Below are 19573 nucleotides of genomic sequence, written 5' to 3' on the forward strand. Positions count from 1 at the left end.
AGAAGAAAAAGCCCCGGAGTGTTTCCGGGGCTTCAGGATTTCCGGAAAACTCGACTTCAGCGCTCTGTGAAGATCGTTCGTGCCGCACGTGTTACAGGGTGCAGCAGGTAAAGGAGGATCGATTTCGATCCGGTGACCACTTGGGCGTTGACCTGCATGCCAGGGCGGATCGGCCGTTCGTGTGAACCGGCGCCGATGACCTGGCCGGGAAAGGCGAGGGTTGCCTTGAAGTAGTATTCGCCGAATTCGTCCTGGAAACTCGAGGCGGAAATGGTCTCCACTTCCGCGGCCACGGTGCCATAGATGTTCGGGTCGTAGCTGGTGATCGTGATGTCGGCCCTGTCGCCGATGTTGATATGGCCGACGTCCTTCGGATTGACCTTCACCTCGGCAACGAGGTTTTCGGACAGGGGGACGATCTCGGCAATCAGATCGCCGGGATTGACGACTGCACCACGACCGGTCGGGCCAAGGCTCTTGACGTAACCTGCCACCGGCGCCTTAACGAACAGGCGGTCCTGCCGGTCTTTCAGTTTGGCGATTTCCTGTTTCAGTTCGTCGCGCTCCTGGGCAATCCTGGCGCGCTCGTCGGCGACATCCCGGTTCACTTCGGCGCCGGCCTGACTGAGGCTGGCCTGGGCTTCGGTCAGCATTTCACGGGCCTGTGCGAGATTGCCGAACAGCTGTTCCAGTGTGACCTGCGACCGCTGAAAATCCCCCTTGGCCTCCAGGAAGCGGCGACGCGACGTGTAGCCGTCTTTCAGCAAACCTTCCTGGATCTGGAATTTTTCCTTTTCCAGTTCGACCTGTGATTTTTGAAGTTCGACCTGTGCTTCCAGGCTGACCACTTCGGCACGCCTCTGGGCGACACGCGCGGTGTAGGCTTCCTGTTCGTCGGCAACCGCCTTGCGGTTGGCGGTCAAGGCTGCCCGTTGCTGGGTGCTCAGGCCATCCACCGACGGGTCCAGGCGCAGGCCAACGGTGTTGGCATCGCTGTATTCCTGTGCAAGCAGACGGCGTTCCTCAAGTTCCAGATAGCTGAGACGGCTTTGAATGCGGGCGAGTTCCGTGGTCGTATCCTGTTTTTCCAGGTGGGCGAGTGGGTCTCCCGCCTGTACCAGCTGGCCTTCCTCAACAAGGATCTCCGAGACGATGCCGCCTTCCAGGTGCTCCACTTTCAAAATCTGGCCGGCAGGCGCTATCTCCCCGATCGTGTTGGCCACTTCCCGGATCTGGCCGACGGCAGCCCACAGCAACAGGAAGCCGGTCGCGATGGTCAGTCCCATGAGGAGGCGTGAATAAAAGGCTGGGGGCACGCCGTCTTCCAATTCCAGCGGAAGGCCGACGCGGCCGTAGACCGCCTTGCGGAGAGTGTCGGGATCGTCTTTTGCTGCCATTGGAAAGTCCTCGGCGGTTGTCTTGCAGCGGGCCGGCGACGGCCCCTTACGTTATTTCGATTGTTGCTTGAGCACGTCCTCAAGGATGTCCTTCGGGGCTCCGGCCATCGCCACCATGCCGTTCTGCATGTAGACAATGTTGTCTGCCATGCGCATGTGGCTGGGGCGGTAGGTCGTGATGATGACGGTCGACTTTCCGCGAACCTGGTCGATCTTCTTCATCAGGAACTTGTCGCCTTCGAAATCCAGATTTCCGGCAGGGTTGTCTAGCAGATAGATCGGGGCAGGGCGCATGAAGGCCCTGGCCAGCAGCAGGCGCTGTTTGACGTTGTCCGGCAGCACTTCGATCAGCTGGCCGGTCAACCGGGTCTCCACACCCTGGGGCAGAATTTCGCCATAGGCGTTGAGGCCGAATTCCTCGAAGGCCTTGCGAACCTGATCGTTGTCCGCCTGCGGATTGGCCATGCGGAAGTTCTGCGCAATCGTACCGTAGAAGAAATCGTGGTGTTCCGGTGCATAGCCGATGGAGTTGCGCCATTCGCCCGGGTCGAGCTGGCGGATGTCGAGATCGTCGACAAGGACAGCGCCCATATGGGGTCGATAAAGCCCGAGCACGGCCCGCACCAGCGAGGTCTTGCCGCAGCCGCTCGGGCCTGTGATCGCGGTGACGGATCCCTGCTCCATCTGAAGCGAAAAATTGCGCAAGGCCGGTTCCTGGCGGGAAGGGTAGCGCAGCACGACGTTGGAAAAGCGGATCGTGCCCTGGAACTGGCGGTGCAGGCTCGGCAGCCTGCCGGGCTGGCGTTCCATTTCGATTTTCAGAAGGCTGTTGATCCGTTCGATCGTCTGCTGGGCCTGGCCCAGTTGCGATACGCTGAGGAAGGCCTGATGCATCGGGCTGAGCGCACGCCAGGAAAGGGCCATGACGGCAATGAGCGCGCCTTGAGACAGGTCCTGGTTCATGACCAGAACGGCTCCGAAACCGAGGACCCCGATGCCGCACAGGGTCATGAACATCTGCGAGACCACTTGCATGACCTGCGACAGTTGCCTCGTCTTCAGGTTCTTCAGCGCAAAGTCCGCGGAAATTGCCCGGTATTTCTCGACCCAGATGTCGTCGGCGGACAGTTCCCGGATGGCCTTTCGCTTCGACAGGATCTCCACGGTGATGTTCTGCATGCGCGATTTTGCATCGCCGGCCTGATTGATTGCCTGTTTCATGCGCGGAACGATGAGCATGGCCGACAGGACATAGAGCACCAGCAGCCCAGCCGGCAGCAGTGCAAGCGGCCCGCCAATGAAGCCGAGAACCATGACGAAAATCACCGAGAAGGGAAGGTCGATCAACGCATTGGCGAGATTGCCGTGAAAGACGTCCCGCACGCCGTCGAACTGCTTCAGACGGGTGATTTGCGCTCCGATGGGGGCGGACGAAATCAGGGGGAGCGGCAGATGCAGGAAATGGCGGAAGGTGGTGTTGGCGACCACCGCGTCGAGCCTGGCGCCCAGGTAAGCCTGGAGATGCGATTTGGTGCCTCTGACCATCCAGTCCATGATCAGCACAAGTGCAATGCCGATCAGCAGCGTGACCAGCACGGAAACGGATTTGGCGCCGATAGCCTTGTCGTAAACGCTCATGACAAAGAGCGGCAGACCGAGCGCCAGGATGTTCGACAGCAGGCCGACGGTCATGATCGACAGCACCGTGCCCCTGAACTGATGGAACAGGCGGGAGGACCAGTGCTGAAAACCGGCGCTTTCGGTGCTGTCATCCGGCTCGATCACGAAGATCTCGGCATCCTTGAGTTCGCTGAAGGCAATGGCGACCGTGCGATGAGCCTCGCCGCTGTAGGCCTGGAACCGGCCGTCGCTCGAGCGCCCCAGGCCGACCAGTAGATTGTCTCCGTGTTTCACCAGGCAGGGAAACTGTTCCGCGGTCAGCTGCTTTGCGGACCGTCCGGTCGGAGTGACCCGAAAGTTCAGCCGGGTCAGCACGGCGCGAAGGTCGAAGATGCCCTTTATGCCTTCAAGGTGAGGCAGGGCTTCGAAGAGATGGCGTTCCATGCCATCCCAGCCGAGGGCTTCCAGAAGGGGCAGCAAACAGGCCTCTGCCGGAGACGCGCGGTCGATCGTACTGCCTGAATGCTGCTGGACACGGGTTTCCAGGTTCATCCGGCTCTCTGCCGGGTTCAGGTTCTGAAAGATCGAATCCGCGTTTTCAAAAGCCGCCAGGGACATGTTCAGCTCCTAAGCCTGCTTTTTGGTGTCGGCTGGCTCGCGCCGCCGCAATTTGTATCGAGGGGTGTTCGGCGTGTCCGGCAAGGCGCTAATCCGGCCGTGCTCCATCAGAAACTGCTTGTCGGCAATGGCGCGGAAAGAAGGGCGGTGGCTGACGATCAACGTCGTCAACTGGCCTTTGAGCCGCTTCAACGCTTCAACGAGCTGGGCTTCGCTCTTGTGGTCGAGAGCGCCGTTGGCATCGTTGAGGATAAGGATCTTCGGTTCGCCTGCGAGCGCGCGAGCAATGGCAATGCGCTGTACCATGCTGTCGGTGAGATTTTCTTCAATCGCGTTGCCGAGCATTGTGTCGTAGCCCAACGGCAGCAGGTGAATATCCTTTTCAAGGCCGATCAGGTCCGCCGCCAATCGGGCTTTTTGCGGGCTCGCGCGAGATCCGAAGAGAGTCAGGTTCTGCAGGATCGTGCCGGCGAACATCTGGGCGTCGTTGCTGACGTAGGCGATGTGCCGGCACAGATACCGGTGGTCGACACCGTACAAATCCTGTCCGTCTATCATGACCTTGCCGGAGGTCGGTTCGATATCACCGGAAATCAGGCGAGCAAGCGTCGTTCGGCCGCTGCCGTCGCTGCCCTCAAAGGCAACGGTTTCTCCGGCATTGATCGTCAGGCTCAGATTCTGGACAGGCACGATCGCATCGCTGCGCGCGGCGAAGCTGGCATTTTGCAGCTTGATGTTGCCGACAATTACCAGGTTCTTGTTTCCTGATCGCTCTTCCTTTGGCAAATCGAACAGGGCGCGCGCTTCGCGGAAATCATGTTTGACCCGCTGCATGTCCGTCCAGTGGTTGATGCCGCGCAGCAAGGGCTGCACGACCTGACCTGCCAGCAGGGTGCAGGCCGCAACCGCCCCGACACTGATGAACCCGGACATAACCATGAGGGCCCCGGCCGACACCACGCAGACGGTTGTGAGGACGGTGAAGAACCCGGAGGAATTCCGTGCCCGGTTGGTGAGATCGATATAGTCGTAGCCAAGGCGAGAATTTTGCGTCTGCAGGCGTTCAAACCTTCGCAGGATGACGGGCTCGAAGGCCATGGCCTTGATGGTGTTGAGGCCGGACAGGACCTCGAAGATGAAATCGTATTTGCGCTGATCCTGCTCCGCGCGTTTTTCAATCAGGCTGTCGATCCTTGTATTTAGAGCGGCGGTTCTCAGGGCAAACAAGGCCAGGAGAACAAGCGGCACGAAGCCGATCGGCCCCCCGATAAGAAACAGGACGGCAAGAAAGAGGAGGCTGGCGGGAAGGTCGATTGCCAGGAGGCGGGCCTGACCACCGTAATGGTCACCCATTGCTTGCAGCGAGCGCAGCGAGTCCAGGTGTTTGGTCACCGTCGCCTCAGAGTTGATGTCCGCTCTGGAGTGCAGAAGACGTCTGGCCGCTTCGACGTTGGCCTGATGGGTGAAAGAGGCTGCAAGCCAGCCTGTCAGATACGACCGTGTCGTTTTCAGAACCGCATCGATCACCAGCACGAAACCCAGTCCTGCGATCAGGATGACGAGCGTGTCGGTCGACTTGTTTGGCAGAATCCGGTCATAGACCTGCAAGATGGTCAGCGGCATCGCCAAGCCGAGGATATTGATCAGGATGGAAGCGGTTACCACCGAGCGCGGGAGTTTTGGTGTTGATACTTTTTCTCCGGTTTCGGAGGAAAAAAACTCCAGTTGCGGCAGTTTGATACTGGAAAAAGTATCAGTGATAAAAGATGCCATAGTAAGCGCCTCCTTGAATACATTAAGGCGCGTAATTGTTTCAAAATCGTTTACCAAAAATACCGCAAATTCTAAATTTACATCAAGTTATACATGTAATTCGAAGATTGAAGTTGGTTTTTATTAAGGTAACCCTGCGCGTGATGACGTTAGGTTTTAACGGAGCACGTGCAAGTCATGGCCGACACCGATACTTCAGCGAATGCAGGCAAACCGGGCGTTTCTTCTTCAACGGAGAACGCAGCAAAGTCCAACGGCGGATCAGAACCGTCGCCTGCACGCATGGAGGCTCAAGCAGGCGATCCCTACCGTCCGGCCGGTGGCAATGATTATTCCCTGTCCGTGGAACCGGAAGATACCGGTGAAGCAACCTTGGCGAACCTTTATCAGGCTGTGCCCCTCGAAGATCGAGGATCTGGTGCTTCAACCCAGGATGCCGAGGGACTTGGCGGCGACGGCGGCAGAGACGGCCAGGGTGCGCATGGGGGGCTGGGTCAGGGATTGGGCGGAGCTGGAACCGGTGACACGCTACTGCCGGACGGCGGTTCCGAAGTGGCCGAAACCGCCGATGGTGGTCCAAACGATGACGGCGGCCTTGGCGACGGTGCCGTTCCGGAAGCGCGTGGACTCGACCCGACGTTGTCTCAATTCGATCTGGGCGGCGATGGCATTCAGTCATCGGGCTCCCAGGTTGGTGACGGAACCAGCGGCGGAGGCGGAGGTGCTGGTGAAGGCGGCGATGGTGGGAACACCGGGGTCGGCCCTGTTGAGGACGTCGACAGCACCGACAATTTTGTAACGGAAAACGCCGCAGGAGGTACCGTTGTCGGCGTAGTCGCCTTTGCGAATGATCCGGATGCGACAGACACGGTCACCTACTCGATCACCGATAGTCGGTTCGATATCGACCCGGATACGGGCGTTATTACCGTTGCTGATGGCGCGGTGATTGATCGCGAGACGACCCCCTATATCGATATTGAAGTGACGGCGACGTCAACGGATGGGTCAACCTCGACCGGGACCTTCCGAATTACAGTTGGTGATGAAAACGAGTTCGACATCGGCCCGGTGACAGACGTTGATGGTGCCGACAACTTCGTCCAGGAGAACTCTGCCGGTGGCACGGTTGTCGGTGTGACGGCGTTTGCTGAAGACCCGGATGCGACAGACACGGTCACCTACTCGATCACCGATAGTCGGTTCGATATCGACCCGGATACGGGCGTTATTACCGTTGCTGATGGCGCGGTGATTGATCGCGAGACGACCCCCTATATCGATATTGAAGTGACGGCGACGTCAACGGATGGGTCAACCTCGACCGGGACCTTCCGAATTACAGTTGGTGATGAAAACGAGTTCGACATCGGCCCGGTGACAGACGTTGATGGTGCCGACAACTTCGTCCAGGAGAACTCTGCCGGTGGCACGGTTGTCGGTGTGACGGCGTTTGCTGAAGACCCGGATGCCACGGACACGGTTACCTATTCCATCACCGATAGTCGGTTCGAGATCGATCCGGATACGGGCCTTATTACCGTTGCCGATGGCGCGGTGATTGACCGCGAGACAACCCCCTATATCGATATTGAAGTCACTGCCACCTCGACAGATGGGTCAACCTCGACAGGAACCTTCCGGATCACGGTTGGCGATGAAAACGAGTTCGGCATTGGGCCGGTGACGGACGTTGATGGTGCCGACAACTTCGTCCAGGAGAACTCCGCCGGTGGCACGGTTGTCGGTGTGACGGCGTTTGCTGAAGACCCGGATGCCACGGACACGGTTACCTATTCCATCACCGATAGTCGGTTCGAGATCGATCCGGATACGGGCCTTATTACCGTTGCCGATGGCGCGGTGATTGATCGCGAGACGACGCCTTTTATCGATATCGAGGTTACAGCCACCTCAACGGATGGCTCAACTTCGACCGGTATCTTCCGGATCACGGTGGGCGACGAGAACGAGTTCGATATCGGTCCGGTGACAGACGTTGATGGAGCCGACAACTTCGTCCAGGAGAATTCTGCCGGTGGCACGGTTGTCGGTGTGACGGCGTTCGCCGAAGATCCGGATGCGACCGACACGGTCACCTATTCCATCACCGATGGTCGGTTCGATATCGACCCGGATACGGGCGTTATTACCGTTGCTGATGGCGCGGTGATTGATCGCGAGACGACCCCCTATATCGATATTGAAGTGACGGCGACGTCAACGGATGGGTCAACCTCGACCGGGACCTTCCGGATCACGGTGGGCGACGAAAACGAGTTCGATATCGGTCCGGTGACGGACGTTGATGGTGCCGACAACTTCGTCCAGGAGAATTCTGCCGGTGGCACGGTTGTCGGTGTGACGGCGTTCGCCGAAGATCCGGATGCGACCGACACGGTCACCTATTCCATCACAGACAGCCGGTTCGAGATCGACCCGGACACGGGCGTTATTACCGTTGCCGATGGCGCAGTGATTGACCGCGAGACGACGCCTTTTATCGATATTGAAGTGACGGCGACGTCAACGGATGGGTCAACTTCTACCGGCATCTTCCGGATCACGGTTGGCGATGAAAACGAGTTCGATATAGGTCCGGTGACGGACGTTGATGGAGCCGACAACTTCGTCCAGGAGAACTCCGCCGGTGGCACGGTTGTCGGTGTGACGGCGTTTGCTGAAGACCCGGATGCAACGGATACAGTTTCCTATTCCATCACCGATAGTCGGTTCGATATCGACCCGGATACGGGCGTTATTACCGTTGCCGATGGTGCCGTGATTGACCGCGAGACGACCCCCTATATCGATATCGAGGTTACAGCCACCTCAACGGATGGCTCAACCTCGACCGGTATCTTCCGGATCACGGTGGGCGACGAGAACGAGTTCGATATTGGACCGGTGAACGACATCGACCCGGCAGCCAACAGCATTTCAGAGACCGCCAATGGGGGCGAATTTGCCGGGATCACCGCCTTCGCCGAGGATCCTGATCCGGCGGACAGTGTCACCTACCAGCTGACTGGTGATGACAGGTTCGAGATCGATCCGGATACAGGTGTCATCACCGTAAAGAATGGCGCGACGTTCGATGCGGAAACAGAACCTTCCATCGAGATGACTGTCACCGCAACGTCAACGGATGGCTCTTCCTCAACTAAGACCTTCACCGTGGCCGTGACAGACAACAATGAAGCACCGGATCTGATCGTTCATCTGGAAAACGGCTCAGAACAGTTTGTCGTCAACGGCAGCTTCGAAATCTATGACGGGGTTCACGGCGGACCAGCCGGGTCCGGCTGGTACGAAAACCCGACTTCGATCGAGGGTTGGACCTACGACAACGTCGATGTACATGAGGCCGGGCACAATACTTATGGCGCGACTGACGGCGGTCATCATCTGGACCTTGCAGCCATGAACAATGGCTGGGCTTCTCAGCAAATAGAGGGGCAGCTTGATGGTCAGGTCTATCATCTGACATTCGACATGAAGTCGCGCGGCGGCGTGGGAGAAAGTGTCGCCGAGGTCTATTGGAACGGCGAGTTGATCGACACGATCGACCCGGCCACTACGGGAACGGGTTGGCAGTCCTATGCCTATGACATCGTTGGCGGATCCGGCGACGGCTCCAATACGCTGACATTCGTTGAGATCGGTTCCGATAACCTGGGTGGTGCGCTGATCGACAGTGTGTCCATCGTTTCCGACAACCGCACTGCGGTCGTCGAGGAATATTACGGCGCAGAGATTGCACCCTTGTCAGTATTCGATCCGGATGTGGGCGATACGCATATATTCACGGTTTCGGACGACCGGTTTGAGGTGGTCGTATCCGGCGACAGATACCTTCTCAAATTGAAAGACGATCAGGCCTTCGACTACGAAACCGAGACTCAGGTGACCCTTGAGGTGACGGCAACCGACCAGGGCGGTCTTTCCGACACGGAGATCGTGGTGATCGACGTGATCGATATCGACGACACCAATTCTCCCATCGGTCCGCTCGCCGACATTGATGCCAGCGCAAACCAGGTTCTTGAAAACGCCGCGGCAGGTGCCGTCGTGGGTCTGACTGCCTTTGCAAACGATCCGGATGCAGGCGACAACGTGAGTTATCAGCTCAGCGGTGACGCGCGCTTCGAGATCGACCCGGTGTCGGGGGTGATCACCGTCGCCAGTGGGGCAAGTTTCGACAAGGAAACCGAACCGGAAATCGATGTTCTGGTGACGGCTACTTCGACTGACGGATCAGTCTCGACCGAAACCTTCACGATTGCGATTGCCGATGCCAATGAGGCGCCGGACCTCGACTTCGATCCGGAACTTGGACCGGGCGTTTCCGTGACGCTGACCTTTGTCGAGGAATATGCCGGCCACAGCAATGTGCTGGGTGTCTTCTACGTGGACGGCAACGGCAATCCCGTGGCCGGCGAAATCGTCTGGGTCAACCAGAACCAATTGACGCCGGGCGATACGGCGACCCTCTATCTGGAAGGCGTCGAAGCGAGCGAAATCGGCTATTTCCTGATCCCGGATGGTGCAGACACGAACAATGGTCTTCTTGCCGGTGACAAGGTGACGTTCCAGAAAGACGGTCAGGGGAACTGGCAGGCCGTCGGACCTGACGGGACGCTGCTGGTTGGGGCCGATGCCAATGTTCTTTTCTCCGGTAACGGGTCACTCAATCCGGATGGTTACGACTACACCGTGGAAAGCGGCATCAGGATCGGCTTTGAGGACATTGCCGGCGGGGGTGACGAGGATTTCGACGACGTCGTCTTTGACCAGACAACTTTCGAAACCACTGCTCGTGCCGCGGTCTATGAAGAAGATCCGGGGGCGGAAATCGGTACCTTGTCGGTATTCGATCCCGATGTCGGCGATACGCACAGCTTCACGGTTTCCGATAGTCGCTTCGAGGTCATATCGATCAACGGTGAGAACATTCTCAAACTGAAGGACGGTGTGGCGCTCGATTATGAGACCGAAACCCAGGTGAGCGTTGAGGTTACCGTTACCGATAGCGGCGGGCTGTCGGACACGGAAACCATCGTGATCGACGTCATCGACGTGGAGCCGGAAGAGCCTGCCGACGACAATGAGCCGATCGGGCCTGTCAGGGATGTCGATACGGCCCAGAATCTGGTTGTGGCGACAGCTGCTGCCGGAATGGTGATCGGCCTGACGGCATTCGCGGAAGATGCCGACGCCGGAGACACTGTGACCTATTCCATCGACGACAGCCGGTTTGATATCGACGCAGACACCGGTGTGGTGACCCTCGCCAGTGGTGCAACGCTGGTTGCAGGCGAGACCATCGACGTGACGATCACCGCCACATCAAGTGACGGATCCCAGTCGAGCGCGGTTTTCCCCGTGACGGTGACTTCGGGTGTAACTGAGAACTCGCCGCCTGATCTGATCGTCGGCAACGCGATCTACCGGCCGGACCAGGGCAACAAGCACTGGGACGATCATCATGATGGCCATTGGGGACATATCAAGGACGGGGAAACGGGGCACTATCATGAAGATGACGGTGTCCATGGTCAGACCTATCACGGCCACGACGACGACTGTACGGGCAACGAATATCACGTTCCCGAAAATCAGGCAGGTGTCGAACTTGTCGAACTTTCGGTAGTGGACCCCGATATCGGCGACACGCACACCTTCACGGTGTCGGATGACCGGTTTGAAGTCGTGAGCAACGGCGACAGCTATCTGCTGAAGCTGAAGGATGACGCGGCAGTCGACTACGAAACGGAGCAAAGCATCACGATAGACGTTACCGCGACCGACAGCGGAGGCTTGTCGGATACCGAGACAATTACCCTGGACGTGGTCGACTTTGATGATGTGCCCCTGTGCGAGGTCGGGACAAGTAATGCCGATACGATTGTTGGGGGCGATTTCGTGGACAGCATTTCCGGACTTGGCGGAAATGACATCCTGCTGGGTCAGGGAGGCAACGACCTCATCTATGGCGGGGCTGGTGACGATGTGATCCGGGGTGGCGCGGGCGACGACGTTCTTTCCGGTGGCGACGGGTCGGATCTGTTCGCCTACATGCTCGGCGACGGGCATGACAGCATTTACGGCGGCGCCGGCGGGAGCTGGATCGATATCGTCGATCTGAGCAAGGCCGCCGATGGCACCGATATCGGAACCTATGGTGTCGACTGGTCCATCACCATGACGGAAGGTTCCATCGAGAGCATCGATGCAGCGGCGGGCGAGATCACCCTTTCGCAGGATTCGGGGGGCTACATCGAGTTTGCCGATGGCGGACGCATCGACTTCACGGATCTGGAAGGCGTTCAGTACTGATCAGCAGGAATGAAAAAAGCGGGCAAGTTACGCCCGCTTTTTGTGTTGCCGGTTATTGAATCGGAGGCAGTGGTTCTGTCTCGATAAAGACGGTGTCGCTGGTCACGACCTCGACGACGGTTGACTGGAAGACATCGTTCTCCGACGGTCCAAGGCGAAGGTCCCAGGTATTGAACTCAGGCATGAGGCGTGGGACCGGTGCCGGCCGTTCCTCGATGATCCCGAAATGCTGCGGCGCCAGCCGGCCAATGTTGGCCAGCAGGAAGAAGTCCGCAATGCGGCTGTCATAGCGTGCCCGGACATGGTCGACCTTGCTGAGCAATAGTTCGCGCTCGCCGTCCAGAACATCGAGCAGGGACCGCTGACCGCTGTCGAATTCCACCTGCAGGCCCTTGACCGCACGCTGGTTGGCCTCAATCGCGCGCTTTACCGCCTTGACCTTCAGCCTTGAGGCAGCCCGCTGCTTCATGGCACGGACAACGTTCTCGCGGATGATCTGCTGGATGTCGTCCAGCTCGTATTCCTGTTGGGCTGCCGTGAAGTTTGCGCGTTTGACCGCGGCAATGTTGCGGCCTCCGGTGAAGAAAGGGGCCGTGACGCGCACGCCAAAGCGGAAGTCTTCTTCGTCCTGATTGCCAAGGTTGCCCTGGTAACCGGTTTGCCATTCGCTTTCCAGCGAGACACGCGGCAGCATGTCGCCGACTGCGGCGCGTGCGGCGTAACGTGCGGCCCTTGCATCTGCCGTTGCGGCGCGGATGGACGGATTGTTCTGCAGCGCGACGTTGATCGCGTCATCCAGACCGGCGGGCTCGATTGTCTGCGGAATGCCAGGCCAGCCGAGCTTGCCCGGCTTTTGTCCGGTCAGGCGCTCATAGACAGCCTCGGAGGCTTCGAGGTCGCCGACCGCCTGGTCGGAATTCCCCTGCGCTTCACCGAGACGGGCAAGCGCCTGTTCGATATCGGTGCGCGTTGCGTCTCCCGACTTGTAACGGGCGCGGGCGGCGTTCACCTCCCGTTGCACCACGTTGGTGTAGGCCCGCAAGTGAGCGAGGATCGCCCGATCGCGAACAACGCGCAGATAGGCATCGGCTGTGTTGAACAGCAGCGTCTGTTCGGCGCCAATGAGCTGGTTGCGACCGGAATTCGCTTCCTCATGAGCCTGGTTCAGCCGATTGACACCCGCGAAACCCTGAAACACCGTCTGGGACATGGAGATGCCCAGCTCGTGGAAGAAGGACCTGTCGCTGTTGCCGCTGCGTTCGCTGCGGAAGGCGTTCTGTTCCCCCAGGTAGGTGCCGGTAACCGTCGGCAGAAACTCGGACCTGGCGGTCCAGACGTCCTGATTGGTCGCTTCGTAACGCGACCGTTCCGCCTTGAGGCCCGGGTTGATGGCGTAGGCCGACCCCATGGCTTCTTCAAGCGACTGGGCGGATACGGTTGCGCTGGCGAAGGAAAGGCTGATCAGTGACGCGCCTGCCAGCAGACCGGCAAGGCGGGTTTTCAATCCGAGCATCAGTTTGGCAGGGGCAGGGAAGGTCGTCATTGCAGCACCGTGATCGTTGTCTGCCCTTAAGGTAAAATTTTATAGTTAATCAAAAGTAAGTTGAGATTAGAGAATATGGCCAAGAATTTTCAGTAATTACCTAGGGTAATATTTGTTTGACGTCGCTTCTTTTAGGATATTGATATTAATATCAAGGTTTAATTTGATAATAATTTAAGTTGAATTCAGTGATAAGTCAGCTTCCCGTTCGGTCTAAGCTCGGGTGAAACTTTTTGATCTGCGAAGGCAGTAGATGTTTCCCGAACAGAAAGCCCTGCACCTGCAGGCATCCGGCTTGTTGCAGGAATTGCAGCTGTCGTTCCGTTTCGACACCTTCGGCGATTACTGGGATCTTGAAGCTATGGCCGAGCAGAACGGCAGAGCGCAGGATTGCCCGGGCATGGGGGTTGGTTTCCAGCGACTGGGTGAAGGCTCTGTCGACCTTGATCTTGTCGAAGGGAAAGGCTTGCAGCGTGTTGAGCGAGGAATAGCCCTTGCCGAAGTCGTCCATGGCAACGCGCACCCCCATTTTGCGCAGCGAGAGGATCGTCTCGTGAACCCGTTCGTGATCCTCGATCGGGGTGGATTCGGTGAGTTCTACTTCCAGGCGTTCTGCGGGCAGGCCTGTCTTCATCAGCACGGTGGAAACGAGACCGGCAAAATCGCAACGGGAGAACTGCAGCGGGGAAGCGTTGACCGACAGCGTTACCGGATTTTCCCAGCAGGCAGCTTCCTTGCAGGCAGCTTCGAGAACCCAATTGCCGATATCCAGGATGATGCCTGACCGTTCGGCAATCGGAATGAAGTCCTCCGGCGGAATCGGACCTTTTTCCGCGTGACGCCACCGGACCAGCGCTTCGTAGCCAATCAACTCGCCAGTCTTTGTCAGATTCTGTTTCTGGAAGACCAGGTTGAGCTGGTTTTCGAGCGTTGCATTGCGCAAGTCAGCCGCCAGGCCCGCCTCCCAGCGATTGGTTTCCTCCATGCCCGTGACATAGGGCTGGATGAGGTTGCCGCCGATCGATTTTGCTTGCTTGGCAGCAAGGTTTGCCCTTTGCACCAGCTTGTTCAGGTCCTTGCCGTCGCGCGGAAACACGGCAAGGCCAATACTGGAGCGGATGGACAGGCGGTAGGAATTCCACTGAACAGGCCTTCGGGCAAGGGAGCGAACCAGACGGGCGAAGTCTACGGCGTCATCCAATGTGTCGAGCGACGGATTGATGACCAGAAATTCGTCACCGTAGAAGCGGGAGATGAAGACCCTGTCGCTCAGGTTGTTTTTCAGTGTATTGGCCAGGGTGCACAGGACAGTGTCGCCGACTTCGTAGCCGTGAAGGTCGTTGATGGCCTTGAACTGGTCCAGGCTGATCAGCACGACGGCGCATGTCTTGCCCTCCAGTTCGGCCTTTTCCAGAAGGTCTGCCGCAGCCTTCTGCACAAAATGCCGGTTTGGAAGTCGTGTCAGAGAATCCTGCAGCGACAGGTGTTTATAGGCTCGCCTGGCCGCGTTTTTCCTGTACCGGTCGAGCAGCGCACCAGTTGCAGCCACAAAGGTGCATAGACCGAAGATGACCAGCGACATCACCATCATGTGCCTTTCGGACATGAGCATGATTTCGCGCGGGAAACTGACTTCGCGAAGGGGCGTGGCCGGGGAATGCACCGGCATGTGTATCGAAACTGCCGACAGGAAAAGGAACAGCGTTGCACTTACAAATGCGCGTCTGGACTGCAGCTGCGGAACGAAACTCATTGCAATTGCCCCAAGGCACGTTCCGAACAGAAATGTCCAAAGGCCGAAGGCTTCGCTCGTATCAGGTAAACCGGCGATCTCCCTGGCCGTCGTCAGCGTCAGACCCATTCCTGCAATGGCAAGGCCAAAGAGGATGCCGCCAAGTTCCGGTGCGAGCCGGATGTTTCGCCGCACAGCAAGCGCATAACCTGAGAGGAGGCCGGCAAAGACGACAAGCAGGGCAAGCAGAGCCGTTTGAAGTCGGTACCCTGATTCCGCGGGAAGCTTTACCGAAGAAAAGGCGATGATCTGGGCCGCCCAGATTGCCGAGGCGCCGACGAGTGCAGACCAGATGAGCCAGATGAACCGCGCAGGGCTTGCATCGCGGTCGACCTTCGCAAGGAGCAGGAAGGAAAAGGCGCATCCGAAGAGACACGTTGCGATCGCAAGTGTCAAAAGAGCATGGTCATGCTCAAAAGACAAAACTGTTGCGACGCGTTCCATAAAAGCTCCCACCGACGGTTGATTTCATGAAAGCTTAAAAAGCATAACAAACTGTGTTTTTTCGGAGTATTTCAAGTATTGCTCATTGTTTAATCTGGTATTGTTGTAATTGCGTATGAAGTATCCGGTCAATTGGTGGCTTTTATTGTCAGTATTGACCTGTTTTACAAGCGGCTTTGGGGCGCATAGGTGCCGCTTCCGGTTTGCCAGCGTGCAATTGGAGCGGAAGAGCTGCTTCTGAAGAGCGTGGCGAAACCTGCCCTTTGTCTGAGTGAGGTGAATTCGTAAACATCTGCCGCCAAAAGCGCGGCATTTTCAGGTAGTGGCGCGTTCTGCAGCACTGACTTGACGCTTCGGTAACTGGAGCATGTCCTTAAGTCACCGTAATTTTTGACAATATTTTTTCAGCCTCAAGAAAGCCCGAAATTCGTGCAAAATCCAGCGAATGAGCGGATCCGGAAGGTCGCGACTCTGCTCGGGTGCCCTGAGGGCATGGGGATGGATAAAATTCTATCGATATAATTAGCAATACGGCATTGATTTGCTTCCAAAACAGGGCGGCCGCGCCGGAGGGCAATGCCTTCAGCGATCAGAAATGCCGCTCCGGCCTCGAGCGAGAGGTGCGGGACAATGCAAACTGTTTAAGACACGTCAGGAGAACGGGTGCATCCCGCAATGCCAACGAAAGCCAGATCTACTCGCGTCGACAACGCTTATGAACGCTTGAAAACCGAGATCCTGAACGGGCAATTGCCGCCCGGATTTCAGGCGCCGGAACCGGACATCGCGACACGGCTGGGCATGAGCCGGACGCCGGTTCGCGAAGCGCTTATCCGGCTGGAGGCTGACGGTCTGGTGGATCTCGTGCCCCGCCGGGGAGCAAAGGTTCTGCCGATTTCGCTGCAGGACATCTGCGAGATCTACCAGATCCTTTCGGCGCTTGAAGCCCTCGCCGCAGGCACCGCTTGCCGCAAGGCGGGCGACGAGACGCTCGCGGAAATCGAAGAAGTGCTCAACGACGCCGATGATGCGCTGAAACGCCAGGACATCGAGGCCTGGGCCGTTCACGATGACAGGTTCCACAGGCTGATGGCCAAGGCGAGCGGCAATCTGCGTCTGGAAGCTGAAATCGAGGGGTTTCTCGATCAGGTCTACCGGGCCAACACCGTGTTGCTGCGCCTGAACAAGGCACCGGCCTCAAATGCTGCCGATCATCGCAAGATTGTGCAGGCGATCCGGGACGGTGACACCGACAGCGCCACGGAGACTGCGCGGTTACACCGTCTCAACGGAATGCTGCGGATGAAGGATGTGCTGCAGGATTGCGGGCTCAGCCACGTTTGATCATTTTGGCGCGGCGGGGGCCGGGCCGGTGGACTGTCCGATGATCAGCTCCGCGTCCAGATGCAGAGACGCCGGTTTGCTGGCCGGGTTGGAAATCATGTTCAGGAGCAGCTCGGCAGCCTTTTCCCCGGCGTAGCGAACCGAGGAGCGGGTGCAGGTGAAAATCGGCACTTCGCCGCTGTTGGGCAGGAAAGACAGGGCATCGTCATGGGTGATGATGGACACGTCCCTGCCTGTCTTCAATCCGCACTGGCCGACAGCGCGGGCGACACCGATCGCCGATATCATGGACGAAATCAGGAAGGCGGTCGGCGGATTGTCACTTTTCAGCATCTCCATCGCATTGTCGCAGCCGTAGGGTTCGGTCATGTCCGCACTGCGCATCAAGGCCGGGTCCGGTGTCAGGCCCCGTGCTGCCAGCGCTTCCTCGAAGCCGCGCCGGCGCCGGTTGGCGAAGTCCATATGTTCCAGACCGTTCAGCAATGCGATCCGGGTGTGGCCGAGGTCCAACAGCAGGTTCGTCGCCCGCTCGAAGGCCCGCCGGTTGTTCATGTCGATCCACGATGTTTCTTCCTCGGCACCCGGGATGCGTCCGTGAACGACGAAGGGCAGATTGAGTTCTTTCAGAAGCCTGTGCCTGCGCTCGTCATTTGCGGGGCCGTGAATGATCACGCCGTCGGCCTTCTTGCGTGAAGCGATCTGCCTGTAGGCGTCTTCTTCCTTGGCATCGTCGACGACGGAAATGATCATGTCGTAGCCGTGGCGCGAATAGGTCTCCCCGGCACCGGCTATGAACTCCAGAAAGATCGGGTTCATCATCTCGTGAATTGAGCGCGGTATGACATGGCCGATGGCCATTGCGCGGCCGGTTGCAAGCCGCCGTGCCTGGCTGTTGGGCGCGTAGCCGAGCTTGTCGGCCATCTCGGTCACGCGTTTGCGCGTTTCTTCGCTGACTTCCGGATAGCCGTTGAGTGCGCGGCTAACCGTGGTCTGAGACAGGTTCAGCCGTTGCGACAGTTCTTTCAGGTTTACGCCATTGCTCATTCTGGCCCAAAACGCTTTGAAAGCGCCCTCCCAACAGGCTGTTATTGAAATGCAACATTAATTCGCGAGTTGTACGCTTGACAAGGCCGAAGCCTGAAGACATGGTTAGGGCCAAATCCAAAGCGGTTTGGATAAAGGGTTCTGGTAGAATTGCCGACCTGGAAAAACGGGTAGGTATTGCTGCAAGGTGGCGAGGTATGCCACCTTGGGTGGAGTGTTCCAGCATAGGGACAATCTGGGAGGACAGATATGAAACTACGTTTGAAAGCCTGCACGGCAGGTCTGGCGCTTGCCATCGGGCTTGGCGCGGGCTCTGCATCCGCGGCTGACCTGAAATTCGCTCCGGGCGAAGGCCCGTTCAACTGGGACAGCTACAACGCATGGGCTGAGAGCGCGCCTGACCTGAAGGGGCAGACCGTGACGATCGCCGGCCCGTGGCTGCAGCCGGAAGACGGCTATTTCCGCAACGTGCTTGCCTATTTCACCGAAGCTACCGGCGCTGAAGTCATTTACACCGGTTCGGATTCCTTCGAACAGCAGATCGTGATTGATGCAGAAGCCGGCGCCGCACCGAATATCGCTGTCTTCCCGCAGCCGGGCCTTGCCGCCGACATGGCTGCGCGCGGCCTGCTGAAGCCGCTCCCGGAAGGCATGGCTGACTGGGTCGCCAACAACTACGGGGCCGGCGAAAGCTGGGTGAACCTCGGCACCTACAAGGATGCCGACGGCCAGGATCAGCTGTTCGGCTTCTTCTACAACGTCAACGTCAAGAGCCTTGTCTGGTACGTGCCGGAAAACTTCGAGGACGCCGGCTATGAAGTGCCGACGACCATGGAAGAGCTGAAGGCGCTGACCGAGCAGATCGTTGCCGATGGCGAAACACCCTGGTGTATCGGTCTGGGTTCAGGTGCTGCCACGGGCTGGCCGGCAACCGACTGGGTCGAGGATCTGATGCTGCGCACGCAGCCGGCTGACGTCTACGACCAGTGGACCACCAACGAGATCCCCTTTGACGACGAGCGTGTCGTTGCCGCGATCGAGGAATTCGGCTGGTTCGCACGCGACGATGCCAAGGTCGCGGGCGGCGCGGGAGCCGTTGCTTCCACCGATTTTCGTGACAGCCCGAAGGGTCTCTTCTCCTCGCCGCCGCAGTGCTACCTGCACCGCCAGGCATCCTTCGTGCCGGCCTTCTTCCCGGATGGCGTCGAGTTCGGCACCGACGTCGACTTCTTCTACTTCCCGGCCTACGCGGAAAAGGATCTCGGCAGCCCGGTTCTCGGTGGTGGCACGCTGATGGCGATCACCAATCCGTCCGACGCGACCAACGAACTGATGAAGTTCTTCGAACTGCCGCTCTCGCATGAAGTGATGATGGCCCAGACAGGCTTCCTCACGCCTCACAAGGGTGCCAACCCGGCAGCCTACAAGGACGACACGCTGCGCGGTCAGGGCGAGATCCTGGTCAATGCCAGCACCTTCCGTTTCGATGGCTCCGACCTGATGCCGGGTGCCGTTGGCGCGGGCACGTTCTGGACCGGAATGGTCGACTATACCGGCGGCAAGGACGCGAAAGCCGTCGCCGAGGAAATCCAGAAAAGCTGGGACGCCCTCAAGTAATCCTTCAGGCGGCCGGTCTCCCCAGGGAGGCTGGCCGTTCTT

General features: G+C 58.4%; 9 protein-coding genes. 3 read left to right on the forward strand and 6 right to left on the reverse strand.

Annotated elements, in window-relative coordinates; all coding sequences use genetic code 11:
* Positions 1–56 precede the first annotated feature (56 nt).
* The 3 genes from B0E33_RS16775 to B0E33_RS16785 are packed head-to-tail and all read right to left on the reverse strand — an operon-like array spanning position 57 to position 5408.
* Complete coding sequence (locus B0E33_RS16775) at positions 57–1397, reverse strand: HlyD family type I secretion periplasmic adaptor subunit (RefSeq protein ID WP_023003359.1); 1341 nt, start codon at positions 1395–1397, stop codon at positions 57–59.
* Positions 1398–1448: 51 nt separating this feature from the next.
* Positions 1449–3635 (reverse strand): peptidase domain-containing ABC transporter, encoded by a 2187-nt coding sequence (locus B0E33_RS16780; protein WP_077291810.1) that lies wholly within the window; start codon positions 3633–3635, stop codon positions 1449–1451.
* 9 nt (positions 3636–3644) lie between these two features.
* Entirely contained in the window at positions 3645–5408 is a 1764-nt protein-coding gene (locus B0E33_RS16785) for a peptidase domain-containing ABC transporter (RefSeq protein WP_077291811.1), read from the reverse strand.
* Between the two features lie 177 nt (positions 5409–5585).
* On the opposite strand from B0E33_RS16785, the gene B0E33_RS16790 reads away from it, so the two are divergent.
* Positions 5586–11747, forward strand: a complete 6162-nt coding sequence (locus tag B0E33_RS16790; protein ID WP_077291812.1) for a cadherin domain-containing protein — start codon at positions 5586–5588, stop codon at positions 11745–11747.
* 52 nt (positions 11748–11799) lie between these two features.
* Here the strand turns inward: B0E33_RS16790 and B0E33_RS16795 are convergent, their stop codons facing one another.
* Together B0E33_RS16795 and B0E33_RS16800 are read right to left on the reverse strand one after the other, a co-directional pair.
* Positions 11800–13290: a TolC family outer membrane protein gene (locus tag B0E33_RS16795; protein ID WP_208997646.1), complete on the reverse strand. Its 1491-nt coding sequence runs from the start codon at positions 13288–13290 to the stop codon at positions 11800–11802.
* Between the two features lie 196 nt (positions 13291–13486).
* Entirely contained in the window at positions 13487–15526 is a 2040-nt protein-coding gene (locus B0E33_RS16800) for a putative bifunctional diguanylate cyclase/phosphodiesterase (protein ID WP_077291813.1), read from the reverse strand.
* 675 nt (positions 15527–16201) lie between these two features.
* Here B0E33_RS16800 and B0E33_RS16805 point away from each other — a divergent pair.
* Complete coding sequence (locus B0E33_RS16805; protein ID WP_077291814.1) at positions 16202–16870, forward strand: GntR family transcriptional regulator; 669 nt, start codon at positions 16202–16204, stop codon at positions 16868–16870.
* On the opposite strand, the gene B0E33_RS16810 is transcribed toward B0E33_RS16805, so the two are convergent.
* The gene (locus tag B0E33_RS16810; RefSeq protein WP_023001178.1) at positions 16871–17914 is read right to left on the reverse strand and encodes a LacI family DNA-binding transcriptional regulator; all 1044 of its coding nucleotides are present in this window, start codon (positions 17912–17914) and stop codon (positions 16871–16873) included. It abuts the gene before it with no gap.
* A 249-nt stretch (positions 17915–18163) separates the two neighbouring features.
* Here B0E33_RS16810 and B0E33_RS16815 point away from each other — a divergent pair, with 249 nt between their 5' ends.
* A complete protein-coding gene (locus tag B0E33_RS16815; RefSeq protein ID WP_023001179.1) occupies positions 18164–19531 on the forward strand; it encodes an ABC transporter substrate-binding protein in 1368 nt (455 codons plus the stop codon).
* The last annotated feature ends 42 nt before the right edge of the window (positions 19532–19573 follow it).

The sequence above is a fragment of the Roseibium algicola genome (assembly GCF_001999245.1).
Taxonomy (GTDB): domain Bacteria; phylum Pseudomonadota; class Alphaproteobacteria; order Rhizobiales; family Stappiaceae; genus Roseibium; species Roseibium algicola.